Annotated in this window: 19 protein-coding genes; 1 reads left to right on the plus strand and 18 read right to left on the minus strand. The window is 36.7% G+C overall.

What is annotated here, in order from left to right:
* Window positions 1–21: 21 nt before the first annotated feature.
* A complete protein-coding gene (gene dapB / locus NSQ18_RS01475; RefSeq protein ID WP_168411770.1) occupies window positions 22–819 on the minus strand; it encodes a 4-hydroxy-tetrahydrodipicolinate reductase in 798 nt (265 codons plus the stop codon).
* Between the two features lie 287 nt (window positions 820–1,106).
* Here dapB and NSQ18_RS01480 point away from each other — a divergent pair, with 287 nt between their 5' ends.
* Window positions 1,107–1,955: a YitT family protein gene (locus NSQ18_RS01480; protein ID WP_016836978.1), complete on the plus strand. Its 849-nt coding sequence runs from the start codon at window positions 1,107–1,109 to the stop codon at window positions 1,953–1,955.
* Window positions 1,956–2,062: 107 nt separating this feature from the next.
* On the opposite strand, the gene NSQ18_RS01485 is transcribed toward NSQ18_RS01480, so the two are convergent.
* The 17 genes from NSQ18_RS01485 to ndk form a co-directional block, all read right to left on the minus strand.
* Window positions 2,063–2,269, minus strand: coding sequence for a hypothetical protein (locus NSQ18_RS01485; RefSeq protein WP_096550827.1), 207 nt, complete (start codon window positions 2,267–2,269; stop codon window positions 2,063–2,065).
* A 208-nt stretch (window positions 2,270–2,477) separates the two neighbouring features.
* Window positions 2,478–3,155 (minus strand): zinc metallopeptidase, encoded by a 678-nt coding sequence (locus NSQ18_RS01490; RefSeq protein ID WP_016836975.1) that lies wholly within the window; start codon window positions 3,153–3,155, stop codon window positions 2,478–2,480.
* A 58-nt stretch (window positions 3,156–3,213) separates the two neighbouring features.
* The gene (locus NSQ18_RS01495) at window positions 3,214–3,813 is read right to left on the minus strand and encodes a DUF1405 domain-containing protein (protein ID WP_096550826.1); all 600 of its coding nucleotides are present in this window, start codon (window positions 3,811–3,813) and stop codon (window positions 3,214–3,216) included.
* Window positions 3,814–3,973: 160 nt separating this feature from the next.
* Entirely contained in the window at window positions 3,974–4,768 is a 795-nt protein-coding gene (locus NSQ18_RS01500) for a menaquinol-cytochrome c reductase cytochrome b/c subunit (RefSeq protein WP_168411769.1), read from the minus strand.
* 39 nt (window positions 4,769–4,807) lie between these two features.
* Entirely contained in the window at window positions 4,808–5,482 is a 675-nt protein-coding gene (locus NSQ18_RS01505) for a cytochrome b6 (protein WP_016836972.1), read from the minus strand.
* A 22-nt stretch (window positions 5,483–5,504) separates the two neighbouring features.
* Window positions 5,505–6,002, minus strand: a complete 498-nt coding sequence (locus NSQ18_RS01510; RefSeq protein ID WP_016836971.1) for a ubiquinol-cytochrome c reductase iron-sulfur subunit — start codon at window positions 6,000–6,002, stop codon at window positions 5,505–5,507.
* Between the two features lie 151 nt (window positions 6,003–6,153).
* Window positions 6,154–6,603, minus strand: a complete 450-nt coding sequence (locus NSQ18_RS01515) for a YpiF family protein (protein WP_016836970.1) — start codon at window positions 6,601–6,603, stop codon at window positions 6,154–6,156.
* Between the two features lie 123 nt (window positions 6,604–6,726).
* A complete protein-coding gene (locus NSQ18_RS01520) occupies window positions 6,727–7,284 on the minus strand; it encodes a ReoY family proteolytic degradation factor (protein WP_016836969.1) in 558 nt (185 codons plus the stop codon).
* Between the two features lie 13 nt (window positions 7,285–7,297).
* Entirely contained in the window at window positions 7,298–8,554 is a 1,257-nt protein-coding gene (locus NSQ18_RS01525) for a tetratricopeptide repeat protein (protein ID WP_016836968.1), read from the minus strand.
* A 102-nt stretch (window positions 8,555–8,656) separates the two neighbouring features.
* Window positions 8,657–9,946 carry a 3-phosphoshikimate 1-carboxyvinyltransferase gene (gene aroA / locus NSQ18_RS01530; RefSeq protein ID WP_016836967.1) on the minus strand — a complete coding sequence of 430 codons (1,290 nt, stop codon included), beginning with the start codon at window positions 9,944–9,946 and terminating at the stop codon, window positions 8,657–8,659.
* A gap of 26 nt (window positions 9,947–9,972) precedes the next feature.
* Window positions 9,973–11,070, minus strand: a complete 1,098-nt coding sequence (locus NSQ18_RS01535; RefSeq protein ID WP_016836966.1) for a prephenate dehydrogenase — start codon at window positions 11,068–11,070, stop codon at window positions 9,973–9,975.
* On the minus strand, window positions 11,067–12,167 hold the full coding sequence (gene hisC, locus NSQ18_RS01540; protein WP_016836965.1) for a histidinol-phosphate transaminase: 1,101 nt from the start codon (window positions 12,165–12,167) through the stop codon (window positions 11,067–11,069). Before hisC ends, NSQ18_RS01535 begins: the two co-directional genes overlap by 4 nt.
* A 15-nt stretch (window positions 12,168–12,182) precedes the next feature.
* Window positions 12,183–12,554, minus strand: a complete 372-nt coding sequence (gene aroH / locus NSQ18_RS01545; RefSeq protein ID WP_016836963.1) for a chorismate mutase — start codon at window positions 12,552–12,554, stop codon at window positions 12,183–12,185.
* A complete protein-coding gene (aroB, locus tag NSQ18_RS01550) occupies window positions 12,551–13,642 on the minus strand; it encodes a 3-dehydroquinate synthase (RefSeq protein ID WP_016836961.1) in 1,092 nt (363 codons plus the stop codon). Before aroB ends, aroH begins: the two co-directional genes overlap by 4 nt.
* A gap of 2 nt (window positions 13,643–13,644) precedes the next feature.
* Entirely contained in the window at window positions 13,645–14,826 is a 1,182-nt protein-coding gene (gene aroC / locus NSQ18_RS01555) for a chorismate synthase (protein WP_016836960.1), read from the minus strand.
* A 164-nt stretch (window positions 14,827–14,990) separates the two neighbouring features.
* Entirely contained in the window at window positions 14,991–15,761 is a 771-nt protein-coding gene (locus NSQ18_RS01560) for a protein-glutamate O-methyltransferase CheR (RefSeq protein ID WP_016836959.1), read from the minus strand.
* A 389-nt stretch (window positions 15,762–16,150) separates the two neighbouring features.
* Window positions 16,151–16,567: a nucleoside-diphosphate kinase gene (gene ndk / locus NSQ18_RS01565; protein WP_016836958.1), complete on the minus strand. Its 417-nt coding sequence runs from the start codon at window positions 16,565–16,567 to the stop codon at window positions 16,151–16,153.
* Window positions 16,568–16,572 lie beyond the last annotated feature (5 nt).

Here is a 16,572-nt window from a genome sequence, read left to right on the forward strand (position 1 = left end):
ACTCATTCCAATCTTCCCGATTTATAAAATATTTTCCATTCCATAAACTAATTTGTCTAGTTCCATGACTTTTTCGACACAATACACAATGCCATCCATAAAGGATTCTCGGTTAAAGGAATCATGACGAATGGTTAATAATTGACCTTTTCCGCCAAAAATTACCTCTTGGTGAGCGACTAATCCAGGAAGGCGAACAGAGTGAATACGCATCCCTTCAAAATCTGCTCCTCTTGCACCTTTCATCGTTTCCTCTTCTAATGGATGTCCTTGTTTTTGCGCTTCTCTAACTTCTGCAATCATTTGAGCGGTTTTCTTTGCTGTACCAGAAGGAGCATCTAATTTGCGATCATGATGTAATTCGATAATTTCAACGTTAGGCAAATATTTTGCCGCTTCTTTTGCAAACTTCATCATTAACACAGCACCAATGGCAAAATTCGGTGCAATAATACAACCCGTTTTTTGTTCTTCGGCAAGCTGAATTAATTCCTCTAGTTGTTCGTCTGTAAATCCTGTAGTTCCAACAACTGGACGAACGTTATGTAAAAGAGATACCTTTACATGGTCATACACTGCTTGAGGGCTTGTTAAATCAATTAATACATCAGGTTTTGTTTCTTCAATTAATTGTTTTAAATTCAAAAAAATCGGTACATCTAAATCGGGTGGGAACATTTCAAGTTCCGCAAGACTTTCTCCAACATGTTTGTAATCAAGAGCTGCTACTAACTCCATTCCTTCTTGATTGACAACAGTGTTGACAGCTTCCTTCCCCATTTTCCCTCTGCAACCTGCGATTGCTACTCTTATTGTCATTGGCATTCGTCCTTTCATATCATCAATGTTTATTTCTTCTTATAAGGTTTCAAATGGTACTTCTATTCCCCTACTTGCTAATGTCTTTACTCCTATTTTACTCGAATGTTTGCATCTAACAAAAAATTAAGTCGAATATTGTTATTATTAAAAGTTTATTATATTATCATATCACTCTTTCTTAACAATCGTAATGAAAAGGGCTTTAGTTGTCAAAAGTAGAAAAATAAAACATAATTAAAATGCAGTCTTGCCATAACGCCCTTTCTTCATAAGGAGGTAATAGATTGAAGGATATTAAAATCCAACAAATTATTGGAATTATTATAGGAACTGCCATTTTCAGTTTCGGTTTCGTCCATTTTAATATGTTAAATGAGCTGGGAGAAGGCGGATTTAGTGGAATTACTTTAATTCTATTTTTTACACTTAATTGGGATCCGGCAATTATGAACATCCTTTTAAATATTCCAATGTTTATTTTAGGTTGGAAATTGCTTGGACGTAAAGAGTTTTTCTACTCGGTTCTCGGCATCATAAGCGTTTCTGTATTTTTAAGAATTTTTCAAAGCTATCAATTTCCGCTAGATTTGCACAACGATTTACTACTGGCGTCTTTATTTGCAGGAGTATTTGTAGGTGTCGGTTTAGGTATCATTTTTCGTTGTGGTGGGACTACTGGTGGCGTTGATATCATTGCCCGCCTTGCCAATAAATATATTGGTTGGAGCATGGGAAAAACGATGTTTCTATTCGACTCTTTAGTACTAGTTGCCTCTTGGTTAACTTTCTTAAGTTCCATCACAATGATGTATACGCTTGTGGCTGTATTTGTGGGAGCTAGAGTGATTGATATCGTTCAAGAAGGGGCATATTCTGCTAAAGGGGCATTCATTATTTCCAATAAACCAGATGAAATTGCAAAATCCGTAACTGAAAAAATGAATCGTGGAATCACAGTTTTTCATGCTTACGGATACTATACAAAGCAGTCAAGAGATGTGTTGTACTGCATCGTCAGTCGAAATGAAATCGTTCAACTAAAATCCATTATCCGTAAACTCGATCCAAATGCTTTCGTGTCGATTGTTGATGTAAAAGATGTAACAGGAGAAGGCTTCCGAATTGAAGAATAATAAAATGCTTTAGCCCTTTACTTGATTCCATTACATTCAGCTCGTACTTTCAAAGGCTGTCTAGGCAAATCTGCTCCATAAGACAGCCTCACAAAATGTCAAGTATATTAATGATCTTCTTCGAATTCGATTGAAATGCTCTCCTCTGTTGAATCTGATTCTTTAATATCTGAAATTCTAAAACCATCATACGTTTCTTCATCTTCATTATCTAAATAGCTTAAAGATAATTTAATGGAATATATTGCAAGACATAGAATAATAATGAAACCAAGAAACCCGAACAAAAACAGTTTCGAATAACTAATCTTCATCTTTCCCCTCCTGTTCAAGCCGATTTGCTATATCTTATTAATGAAAGGGAGGGCTTATTAATTTATTCATGGAAAATTTGAATTTTTTCTTACATATTTATTTGTTCAAGTTAAATGGAATCTTTGTCACCCCTATATTCCAACTAATTATTCTTCTAAAAAGCAAAAAGGCGAATTGGCATTTGACCAACTCGCTCTTTACAGTTCATTAATCTTCATTAGAACTCATATTTGTAAATATTAAAATTAAACGCAATAGCTCTAGTACAGCCACTGCAGCTGCTGCAACATAAGTTAATGCTGCTGCACTTAATACTTTTCTTGCGCCACGTTCTTCATCATTGTTAATAATTCCTAATTGAATGACTTCATTCATAGCGCGTTTCGACGCATCAAATTCCACTGGTAATGTTACAAGTTGGAACAATACGCCGGCACCAAGTAAAATAATACCTAATAAAAGCATATTGGCACTGTACGAAATAATACCGATTAGTACAAAAATCCAAGATAAACTAGATGAGAAGTTTGCAACTGGTACAAGTTTTGAACGTAAAGTTAAAAAAGAGTATGCTTCTTTATGTTGAACAGCGTGTCCGCATTCGTGGGCAGCTACTGCAATTGCAGCCAATGAATCATTATGATAGTTATCTTCAGATAATGCCACAGTTTTTGTCATCGGGTTATAGTGATCGGATAAAACACCTTGTGTTGGAACGACGCGAACATCATAAAGTCCATGACTATCTAAAATCATTCGCGCTACTTGAGCACCTGTTAAGCCTTTTGACGCATGTACACTTGAAAAACGTTTATAAGTGTTTCGAACTTTAAATTGTGCATAAATTGGTAATAATAAAATGATTAGAAAGTATAGAATATACATCCTGTTGACTTTAGTCCCCTTTCCTACTGTTCATCTTACTTTTTATTCTAATTATTTATTAAATTATATGCAAATAATTACGCTTCTTTAAAGAATAATAGGAAATAGCTATGCAGGCAATTGATAACCAAAATGTGAAATATCCAATATGGTTGGCATATTTGTATAAACTGCTGTACGTTGGCATTTGTCCATATACATAATCGATGACATCATTATGCAAAGTCCAGATAGCAGCAATGGCAATATGAATGTTTGTAAAGCGGTATTTCTGCATATATAGAATTCCTTCAACTGCCATCATACCATGAGAAATAATCAACATCCATCCTGCAAGCCCAATTGAACCTATCTCCATCAATGTTAGTATATTCATCACTACTGCCCATATACCGTATTTCACTAACGTTATTAATGCAAGAGCTTCGATTAATTTAAAGTTCGTGCCCAATAACCAGCCTATAATAGCTAAACAGAAAAATAAGCTCGCAGTAGGGCTATCCGGTACAAAAATGAGAAATTGTGGTGCCGTTCTTGAAAGTTGAGGAATATACCAAATATATCCGTAGATGGTACCTAAGAAATTAACAATGAATAACAAAGTTAAAAAGGTGCGATGTTGTAACACGTACGTAAACTGCGGCAATAAGGTTTTCATTGTGTTTCTCCTTTTTGAAAAAATAGGCATATATGGTTATTATTTTTCATAAGTAATAATACCAAATATGACAGCAGATTGTGAATTATTTTCGAATTTTATATACATACGCCATAAAGAAAAAAGGAGCTAGCATAATAACTAACTCCCTTCAAAAACATTATTCTTCTTTTAATGACGCAATAAATTCTGCTAATGTTTTTAATTCTTCATCCGTACCAGAGAATTGTCCACCAGGCATTGCACCACGGCCATTTCGAATTACTTCTTCAACTTCTTCAGCTGTTAGTTCATTACCTAATAACATAGGGTTTGAACCAACACCTGTTAAATCACCGCCGTGACAAGCAACACAAGTTTGTTGAGATTGGAAGATTTGATAGCCTTCAGAATTCTCATCAATTTCAATATCTGGTACTAGTCCTAAATCTTTTGGTGTAATTTGACCTTGAGCTTTTGAAGCTTCCCAGTCATGGTTTACAACAGACTCCCATGTTAAATAGAACATTGAAGCTACTACCAATAACATAATTGCAGTTGGAATTGGTCGTTTTGATGGACGACGCTCAGGACCTTTATCTAACCAAGGCATTAATAATAATGCTGCAACAGCAAGTCCTGGCATAACAATTGCACCGATAACGTTATAGTCACCAGAAGCAAATGAATATTTTAATAATTGATATAAGAATAAGAAATACCAGTCTGGTAATGGAATATAACCTGTATCAGTTGGATCAGCTGGACGCTCTAATGGTGATGGGTGAGCGACTGTTAAAATCAAATAACCGATAAGGAAAACAGAACCAACCATCCATTCTTTTAATAAGAAGTCTGGCCAGAAGGCTTCTGTTTTACCTGGATATTCGGAATAATCTTTCGGCTTATTCGGCATTCGGTTTGAGGCCTTAACGCGAGAGTCGCCGACGAATTTCATTCCTTTTCCGCGATGCATGTTGTCCCCTCCTTTTGAATAACAACTCTATAAATTAAATCATAGTGGTCCTGAAATACCTTGACGACGAATCATAATAAAGTGAACTGCAAGCAACGCAAATAAAGCTGCTGGCAAGAAGAATACGTGAATAGCGAAGAAACGAGTTAATGTTTGAGCACCGATGATTGTAGCATCACCAGCAAGTAAGATTTTGATTAGTTCACCAATAAATGGTACAGAACCCGCAATTTCAAGACCTACTTTTGTAGCAAACAACGCTTTCATGTCCCAAGGTAGTAGGTATCCTGTGAATCCAAGACCTAACATAACACAGAAGATTAATACCCCTACAATCCAGTTTAATTCACGAGGTTTCTTATAAGAACCTGTGAAGAATACACGAAGCGTATGTAAGAACATCATTACGATAACTAATGAAGCTCCCCAGTGGTGCATACCGCGCACAATCTCACCAAATGCTACTTCGTTTTGCAAGTAGTATACTGATTTCCATGCATTCTCTACGTCTGGTACATAATACATTGTTAAGAACATACCAGATAAAATTTGAATAACCGTAATGAAGAATGTAAGTCCTCCGAAACAGTAGACGAATGCAGAGAAGTGATGTGCAGGGTTTACGTGCTCTGGCACTTCATGGTCGGCAATATCACGCCAAATTGGGGTGATATCTAAACGTTCATCGACCCAATCATATAATTTATTTAGCACTTGTGTTGTACCCCCTAACTAATTAAACTAATGTGTTTGGTATTTTCTTCCCAAGCATTAAATAACCATCTTTTTCAGATACTTCATACTCATCTAACGGACCTGTTGGTGGTGTACCTGGAATGTTTTTACCATTCTTTTCATAACGTCCACCATGACAAGCACAGAAGTATTCATTTGGGCGGTCACCTTCCCAGTTAACCGTACAACCTAAGTGTTTACAAACAGGTGAAAGAGCTACGATTCGATCTCCTTCTTTGTAAACCCAAGCCATTTCCGAAACTTCAGACTTATACCAAGCGTCTACTTGTTCATAAGTAAAGTCAACTCGTACGGGAACATCAGTTAAGTCAGCAATTTTTTGGCTAGTTAGTATAAAATCGCCTTCAGCTTTAACTTGTAAAGCTGGATCAATTGCAAAGCGTAACATTGGCATTAGCATACCTGCCGCCATAAATCCACCAACACCAGTTAAAGTGTAGTTAAGAAATTGACGTCTTGAAACCTTTTTGTTAACCATCCTTTTCCCCCCTCTAACTTAAGGTCAGTCCAACAGACATAATAATAATAGTATAAACTAGGACATATCTATGATATATCAATAAAATAGGCAGGTCAATATTGCAATATCTCGTATTTATTTAGAATGTGAACAATTATTGAAATAATTTCTACTGTTGAGTCCACTTAGATGTCAGAACTGGGATTACTTGTTTTAATTGTTCTTCTAAAATTCGTTTCTTCACATCTTTGTCCATCGATTCAATTGGTATTGCAGGCAACCAAATAACATCCACTTCTTTTTGAAGGTTTGTCCAATAATGATCGCAAGTGATAAAGATGACGTGTTTAAATCCTCCTTCTTGTATATTTTTTTTCAAGATTGGGACAACCTGCTCGCTTCTTGTGCTTTCTGTATAAGAAAATGGAGGAATTAACATTAAGCGGCCTTTAAATTGCTGTTCAATAAAGGATGTAAGCGACATTAAAAACTCTACATCCGAGCTGCTTTTTACCATCTTGTCCTCAGCAAAATCTAAATAAACTAGTGGAACGATTGCAGTATCAATAAATTCTTTGTTCTGTTGATATTGTTGTACATCTTTTACTTGAAAATACATTTTTATTTCCTCCAAATAATCATTTTTTCATCAATCATAAATCATTATACCCCACTCTATTAGAAAAAGATGATGAAAATAAAAAATCCAGTCGAAAAGAGCGTCTCTTTCGACTGAATTTCGCTAGTGATGTTTCGAAGTTTCTTTTAATGCTTGTAATAGATTCGAAAGTTCTAAAAACTTTTCTTTATCTCCTTGGTCAAGCGCTTCATCTATTTCTTTTAATAATTTCTCTTCTTGGAACGTTAGCATGCTCGTATTCAGTATTTCTTCTGCAATTAACCGGTCTTTTTCATTAATATGCAAGTATTTTGGCATATACGGATTTTCTTCCAATACTGCCAAATACAATTGGTTAGGTGGCACATTCGGAAAGTTTAGCTGAATGTACATATCTTCATTTGGATAAAGTCTTAAATCATGAAAGGATTTTTCAGCATCACTTGTCATAATGTTGCCTTTGTAAAATCTGAACGGCACACCATTTGAATCAACACTCGACATTACAATCGCTCTCGGACAATAATGAGCTTCTTCTACAAAATGAATATTTTCAAGCAACTGATCATTACTAAGCAAATAATTTAATATCCATACACATTCTCGTCGCTTCAATTGGAAATTTTTTAAAAACCAGCGCACAAAATTCTTTTTGTCTACAATTGGTACGGAAGAAGTCATGAGTGTCCCTCCCCTATTCTAGACTCTCAAGCAAATCTAACCACTGTACTTCTGCAGGTTGTAACTCAATTAATCGTTGTACTACTTCTTTCGCTTCATCTCGTTTACCATCTTCAATAAGGAAATAACAATAGTTTTCTAGAAAAGATGTATCATCCTTTAATTCATTATATGCTGCTTTATAAATTTCGTATGCTCGTGTGTACTCTTCATTTTTTGCATAAGCATCCGCAATGAAAGGATATAGCGAAATCCACTCAAACTGTTCCTTTTGTAAATTTTCATACAGCTCAATGATTTCATCATAGCGTTCCATTTGATGGTAAATAGACATTAGTACAAGGATTGCTTCCATATATTCAGGGTCTAGAGCAATAGCTTTTTGCAAATGCTCAATGGATTCTTCGGGAAGGTTATTTTTTAATGCAATTTTACCTGCAAATAAATAGAAGGATTTTTCATATTCATCTCGTTTAATTCCTTCTTTTATTATACTATATGCTTTTTTATTATCCTCTAACATGGCATAACTTTGGGCAAGTAATAGATAACTGCTAAAGTAATCTGGATCTAGTTCTTTTAAATCTTCTAATTGCCTGATAGCCGTTTCATATTTTTCGCATTGGAAAGCGCTATAAGCACTGCCGTATAACAAATCAGCAGTTACTTTCTCTTCCAATGCTTCCATGTAATAATCAAGGGCCGTTTCATATCCCCCGCCTGCACGGTATACTTCAGCAAGCCTTTCTGCCAGTAATACACCCGCAATGGTTTTTTCTTGTTTATGCAAGTCTTCGTAAATTCGTGCAGCTTCTGTAAAACGTCCAATTTCAAATAATAACTCCGCTTTTGCAAAATGAATTAGCGGTTCATCGGGAAGTATTTCCAACGCTTCGTTGATCCGTTGTTCCGCCACTTCATACAACCCTTGCATTTGATAGTAATCAGCAAGAATTAGCAAGCATTGGGGATACTCTGGTGCGCTCTCTTCAATGCTAGTTAAAATATTGAGCGCTTCTTCTTCCTCACCAAGCTCAATTAACACCGAAGCGTAGTCGATTGCAATTTGTGCTTCATCAGGAAAGATGAAACGTAAATGTTCCAGCACTCGTTTTGCATGCTGTATATACCCATATTGCAAAAACAAATCGCTAATTTCATATTGAACTTCTGGTGTTTCGTTAAGAAAAAATGTCTCTAGTAGGGCATCAATGCGTTCTATTTCTCCTTCTTCAATTGCTTCGATTAAGTCCTTTGTGATGTTATTCAATTTGCTCACCTTTACTTTCTTTATCTATTAATATGCTACAAAACTAATTTTCAATAGACAAGAAAAAAGGTTCATCACTAATAGATGAACCTTTTTTATCAATTATTTTAATAGTAAATCAAGATGCTCAAAAAATGTTGGATAGGAAACGGCAATACAATCTGCATCATCAATTTCAATTGGCGAGTCGGTAATTAATGAGGCAATTGCTGCCATCATCCCGATTCGATGGTCGCCGTATGTGCTTAATTTCGCTCCTTTTAAACTTGTTGGACCATTGATAATCATGCCATCATCCGTGGCTGTAATATCTGCGCCAAGTTTCTTCAACTCTGTTACGACTGCTGTGATGCGATCTGTTTCCTTCACTTTTAATTCTTCTGCATCGCGAATAATTGTCGTTCCTTCCGCTTGAGTAGCTAGTAGCGCAATTATTGGAATTTCATCGATAAGACGCGGAATAATATCCCCTTCTATCGTTGTCCTTTTTAAATTGGACGTCCTAATCGTAATCGTTGCTGTTGGTTCTGCTGCATCGGATAACTCTTGATCAACCGTTACATTTGCTCCCATTTGCTGCATGACTTCAATAATGCCAGCCCTTGTAGGATTAATGCCGACATTTTTCAGAACGATTTCACTATTTGGAACAATCGCACCAGCTACTAAGAAAAAGGCCGCAGATGAAATGTCGCCCGGCACATCTACATGCGTTCCATGAAGTCGTTGACCGCCTTCTAAGGATATAACGCCATCCTTTACGTCAATCTTTGCACCAAATTGTTGTAGCATGCGTTCTGTATGATCCCGAGAAATCTCTTTTTCCCTTACAATCGTAGTACCTTCTGCTCTAAGTCCAGCTAACAATATCGCAGACTTCACTTGAGCGCTGGCAACAGGCATCGTATAATCAATAGCTTTTAATGCTGTTCCTTGAATGGCAATTGGCGTATATTGTCCATTTTCACGTCCATTGATTTTTGCCCCCATTTGTTTCAATGGATTCGTGACGCGACCCATAGGACGCTTTCCAATAGAGGCATCACCAGTCATCACACTATGAAAGTTTGTCCCTGCAAGGATGCCCAACATTAATCTTGTTGTCGTACCTGAGTTGCCTGTATATAATACTTCTTTCGGTTCTTGCCAACCGTCCATTCCTGGACTATTAATTTCAACATTTGTACCATCCACTTGAATATCAACACCGAGTTTTCGGAAACAATCAATCGTGCTTAGACAATCTTCACCGGGAAGAAAACCTGTAACAGTTGTTTTTCCTTCCGCAATAGCTCCAAACATTACCGCACGATGTGAAATTGATTTATCACCCGGTACGGTTATAATACCTTCTAACCGTGGTTTATTATAAACTAATACTCTTGAAGTCAATTTTATTACCCCTTTCCACATACGAGTTAAGAAACGTGCATTTCAAAGTTCGTATGTGAACGAATGCATTTCATTGCTTTTTCTCGATCTTTTTCATTTTGGAAACTAATCACCAAAATACCAAATATGTCTTCTCTCGTTTCGACTACTCGGATATTTGTAATACTGATATTTTCGTCTGCTAGGTAGCCAGTAATTTCGGAAATTACACCAGGGTAGTCTGGAATATCTACGTATAAATCGTATGTAGTATAGAATGCCCCTGTTGAAATTGGCAATGCATCACGAACATCTTTCGCTTTTCTAAAATACTCTTCAACAGATTCATCATCATTTTCCAGTAATATTTTCTTTACTCGTTGCATTTCATCAATCCAAGCATCCATTTGCCCGATGAGCTCTTCTCGATTTTGCAATGTAATGTCTCTCCAAATCATCGGGTTCGATGATGCAATTCGAGTAATATCGCGAAAACCACCTGCGGCAAGCATACTTGTCATTGGAAATCTTTTATTTTCCTCATTTAACTGGTGAACAAGGGAAGCAGCTACGATGTGAGGAAAGTGGCTGACTACCGCCGTCATATGATCATGTTCTTCCGCATTGATTTTCACTAATTTTGCTAACGTATATTTTAACAACTGTTCTAGAGCGATAAGATTATTTCCATCTTCATCGTCAAAAGGAGTTAAAATATAATACGCATTTTCAAAAAGGTAGGGTTTTGCAGCCGTGATGCCGCTTTTATGGGAACCAGCCATTGGATGTCCGCCAATAAATGTAATTCCTTTTTCTCTTAGCTCTTCAGCTTTCTTCATAATTAACCCTTTTGTACTTCCTGTGTCGGTAATAATAACATGTTGCTTTAACGACCAGTGCTTCAATTCATCCATCCATTGTAGCGTTGCGTTTACCGGTGTTCCAAAAATGATAAAGTCCGCATTTTTAGCCGCTTCCTCTACATCCTCCACCACTTCATGTACAATATTTAAAGTTTCTGCAAGATTTCTCGTTTTTCCAGAAAGATCATAGCCAACTACTTTTGTTTTGGGAGCTTTTTGTAGAGCTAATGCCAAAGAGCCCCCAATTAAGCCTAATCCTATGATTAACACATTACGGGTCATGCCAATACTCCTTGCTCCTTTAATACCTCTTCAAGAAGTGATAAAAACTTTCGGTTTTGTTCTTCTGTACCGATAGAAACTCGAATGAATCCAGGTGTACCTAAGGCATTCCCACTTCGAATAATAAATCCGCGTTTCATCATTTCTTGGAAGATCACATCACTGTCTGCTTTTACTTCAAATAAAATAAAGTTTGTTTGTGATGGGTAATATTTAAGTCCATGTTTGTTACAAAATTCAACATATTGCTGTTTACCTTTTTCCGTTTGTTCCACTGTTTCTTGAATAAATTGTTGATCTTCCAATGCAACAATCGCTACTTTTTGACTTAATACCGTGTTGTTGAAAGGTGCACGCACTGGGTCTAATGTGGCAATTAATTTCGATTGACCGATTGCATATCCGATTCGGAAGGCAGCTAATCCGTATGCCTTAGAGAATGTACGCATGATTAATACATTCGGATATTCCTCTACGTAATGCAACGTATCTTTATAAGCAGGATCTGTTATATATTCAAAATAAGCTTCATCTAATACGATTAGTACATCACTTGGTACTTTCTCTATAAAGGAGCTTAATTCCTCATCCGATACAATAGTTCCTGTTGGGTTATTTGGATTACATACCCATACAATTGACGTGTTTTCATCAATTGCTTCTAACATTTTTTCTAAATCATGCTTACCATCTTTCAATGGCACTTTTCGAACTTCTGCTCCTTCAACTTCTGCATTATGACTGTATTGAGAGAAAGATGGATCTGCCATGACTGTATTAACACCGGGATAAAGAAGTGCCCGCGTAATGATTGCGATTATATCATCTGAACCGTTTCCAAATAGCAATTGTGATTCATCTACACCAAGATGTTGACTCACTGCTGTACGAAGTTCTTGCGCATAACCATCCGGATAAATGGCAAAATTCATTCCATTATTTACAATAAAATCTTTCACTTTAGGAGAGCAGCCAAAAGGATTTTCATTTGAAGCAAGCTTAACAACTTCCTTTAAACCAAATTCTTTTTGTACTTCCTCAATGGGTTTACCTGGTTGGTAAGCTTTCATACCGTAAATTTGTTTTTTAAATTTCATGATTGACGCTCCTTTTTATCGATTTTCATTGACTAAATCTGGTCTTAGTTTCACCGCATCATTTAAATAAACGTGGCGTATTTCTTTTTGAGGTACCGATGTATTCACATGCATTAACACTCGAATACATAAAGGCAAAGATCCAGGAACATCCATTTCGTGGGTACACATCGTTGGTACATATTTCCACCCATCAATTGAACGCACGGCCTTTGCTGGGAATGCGGCGTTAATATCCGGTGTTGTCGTGACAATCACCGAAGCAATATCTTCTGGAACGATATTGTTAACTCTCGCCATTTCTAACACTAATCTTTCCGTCTCACTATAAATCGCATCGGGCGTATTCGATTCTATCGTTATCGCTCCACGTATGCCGCGAATCATTTACATACCTCCTCTAGCAGATAGCGAAGCTCTCTATCTACTTCTCTACATTCCGATTCCCCAATTTCTCTTACGAATGGTTGGCCGATTTCCTGTAATAAAACAAATTTTAATTTGCCATATTCAATCTTTTTATCTTTCATTAAATATTCATATAATTCTACAAAAGAGAATCTCTTTACTTCTTCGAATGGATAGTCGTTTCGATATGCAAACTTTAGAAAATCAATCGTAAATTCTCTAGAAATTTGACCGTATCGTTCGCTCAAGAGAAGTGCATACACCATCCCGATCATGACCGCTTCTCCATGGGCAAGGCCGCCATAACCAGCTGCTGCTTCAATAGCATGACCATATGTATGCCCCAAATTTAAATATTTTCGGACAGATTGTTCAGTTTCATCTTGCCCTACGATTTTCGCCTTTACTTCGATGCCTGATTTCAAGTGGTTTGCTAAAGCTGTTTTGTCAATTTTCGTAATTGATGGAGTTTGCATCAATTGTTTTAACCATTTTTCATCTGAAATCAGCGCGTGTTTAATTACTTCAGCCATTCCTGAACGAATCTCTTTTGTTGGTAAACTATCTAAAAAGTTGATATCATAAATGACCGCTTCCGGTTGATAAAATGCTCCAACTAAGTTTTTGCCTAGCGGGTGGTTAATTGCCGTTTTTCCTCCAACGGCTGAATCGTGAGCTAAAATGGTCGTTGGAATTTGAATGTATGGGATTCCACGCATGAATGTTGCTGCTACAAACCCAGTCAAATCACCAACTGCTCCTCCACCAAAGGCAAATAAAAAGGATTTGCGCGAGCAATGTTTTTCAATTAAAAAAGTGTGGGCATCTTCGAAATTTTGAAAACTTTTACAAGCTTCCCCACCTGGCATCACAAACACTTCGAAAGGATAAGGGAAGTTTTCTTTAAAATATTGTTGTTGTGCTTGCCAAACATTCTCATCGGTAAAAACGACGAGTTTATCTGCTTTTTCAATTTTCTCTTTTAATGAATCGCAAGCGGTACGTAATATACCGCTTCCGATGAACACTTCGTAGGAATGGCTTTGGGTATTTACTGGGATTCGCATCATTAAAACTCCTTCGCCAATTTACGTGCTTCTTCAATTTGTGCTTTTAATTGTGGTAATTGATCGCTATGGAACTGTTCGACAATCGCCTTGGCAATTTCCCAAGCGATGACGCATTCAGCTACAACAGATGCAGCTGGTACTGCACAAGCATCGGAACGCTCCACACTTGCTTTAAATGGTTCTTTCGTTTCGATATCAACACTTTCAAGAGGTTTGTAAAGTGTAGGAATTGGTTTCATTACACCGCGAACAATGATTGGCATTCCTGTAGACATGCCACCTTCAAGGCCACCTAAACGATTTGTACGACGATGATAGCCTTGTTTATCATCCCAAACAATTTCATCATGAACTTCAGAGCCTCTACGACGAGCCATTTCAAAGCCGATACCAAACTCAACCCCTTTAAATGCATTGATGGATAACATCGCTTGCGCCAATTTACCATCTAATTTACGGTCATAATGAACGTAAGATCCTACTCCCGGCGGCATACCTTCCACAATGACTTCGACAACACCACCGATGGAATCTCCTGCTTTTTTCGCCTCATCAATTGCTTCTACCATTTTCGCAGAAGCTTCTGGGTCCACTGAATAGCAAGGATCATTTTCAACAATTTGGCGAATTTCATCTGCTGATTTGCCTGCAACTTTTGATGTATCTGCTTTAATGCCGTAAATTTCAGTAACATGTCCTACGATGGAAATACCTAATTCTTTTAAAAGAGCTTTTGCAACGGAACCAACAGCCACTCGCACAGTCGTTTCTCTAGCGCTCGAACGCTCTAACACATTTCGCAAGTCACGATGACCATATTTAATTCCGCCGACTAAATCAGCATGTCCAGGTCGAGGTCGGGAAATTTGACGCTTAATTTCTGAAGGATCTACATCTTCTGGGAGAGGTTCAATTCCCATAATTTTTGTCCAATGTTTCCAGTCATCATTTTTTACCACTAATGCAACAGGTGAACCTAATGTTTTTCCGTGACGAACTCCTCCAACTATTTCAACAGTATCTTTTTCAATTTGCATACGGCGTCCGCGACCGTGACCACCTTGTCGTCGTTTTAAATCGTAATTAATTTGTTCTGCAGTTATCGGTAAAAGGGACGGCAACCCTTCAATAATTGTCGTTAATTGTGGACCGTGGGATTCCCCAGCAGTTAAATATCTCATCAAACACTTTCTCCCTTCAACTCGTTAAAGTATGTATTTTTTAATATAACATAAAGCTAGTAAAAAAACATTGTGAATAAATAATTTTAATATAATATAGAATTTAACGAAAATATAATACGCTTTTCGCACAAGTCGAAAAGCGCCCAATCCTTTTTTCAATCTCATATTTTTCGGTAAAAAAACGTATCTTCCACTTCAAAACCATAACGAGCAGGATTGAATATTTGCTCAGTAGATCCTACAAACAAAATGCCACCTGGTCGTAAAGAATTGCTAAATTCTTTATAAATATGATCCTTTGCCTCTTCAGTGAAATAAATCATAACATTGCGACAAACGATTAAATCAAAGTTTTTCTCATATGGGTCACTTAATAAATTGTGCTTTTTAAATGTTACAGTATTTTTAATTTCATCTTTTACACGATAAAACTGCCCTTCTTCAATAAAATATTTTGCTTTTATAGCCGGAGGAACTTCTGCTAAGGAACGATCAGGATAAATGCCTAGCTTTGCTTTTTGAAGACAGTTTTCATCTATATCAGTAGCTAATACTTTTATGTAAGATAATGGTACATGGTTAGAGAGCACCATGGAAATTGTGTACGGTTCCTCGCCTGTTGAACAGGCAGCACTCCAAATTTTCAAACGGTTATTTTTTTCAAGCAGTTTTGGAAAAATTTTATGTTGAAGTACTTCCCACCGTTTCCCATTACGATAAAATTCTGAAACATTAATCGTCATTCGATCTAGGAATTCATTCAATAAATCTCGATCTTTTTCAACCCCGTGCAAAAAATCAACAAAATCTTTAAAGCCTTTTTTTTCATAAAGGGATGTTAAACGGCGTTTCATTTGTGCTTCTTTATATAGCGATAAATCAATACCTGTTAATTTTTTTATACCATTAATAAACAGTTCGTAGTCTGTCATAGTTATCGATCCCCTCTAATGACGTACACTTATTATATACAAAATTTTTCTTTTCTGAAATATGTAAAAGTTCAAAAAGTAAATTTCTAAAGCAGTATTAAATTTGTTCGTAGTTAGTATTTTTTCTACTTTCGAATTTCACTACAGGCGAATGCTTTCCGCATGTTCGTCCTTAAAGGTTATTCCTTGCCTTTGCATTGTATCGATACTCGTGTTATTCCCTTTGCTTGTGTAAAAAAGAAGTCACAGTCTTATGCTTATTATATTCATATTATCAAAATTTACGGTTTCTGCAAAAATTTTCTATTGGCTAACCTTTTGCAATACCATATTAATAAAAAAACTATCCCAACAGCACAATTGCTGTGGGATAGCAAATTTACAGTGTATTAAACGATTTCATTGTTGAACCATAAATTGATTTCACGTTCAGCAGATGCTGGTGAATCGGAACCATGGATAACGTTTTCAGAAATTGTTACCGCATAATCGCCGCGAATTGTACCTGGTTGTGCTTCTTCAGGTTTTGTAGCGCCCATCATCACACGAGCTAACTTAATAATATTTTCTCCTTCCCAAACCATTGCAAATACTGGTCCAGAAGTGATGAAATCTACCAATTCACCAAAGAATGGTTTATCCTTATGCTCTTCATAGTGTTTTTCAGCTAATTCACGTGGAACATTCATTAACTTTGCTCCGCGCATTACAAATCCACGACGCTCAAAACGGTCAATAATGTCTCCTACTACTTGGCGTTTTACACCATCAGGTTTTACCATAAGAAATGTTCTTTCAATTGCCATAAGTT

It is taken from the genome of Ureibacillus sp. FSL K6-0786 (assembly GCF_037965165.1).
Taxonomy (GTDB): Bacteria; Bacillota; Bacilli; order Bacillales_A; family Planococcaceae; genus Ureibacillus; species Ureibacillus thermosphaericus.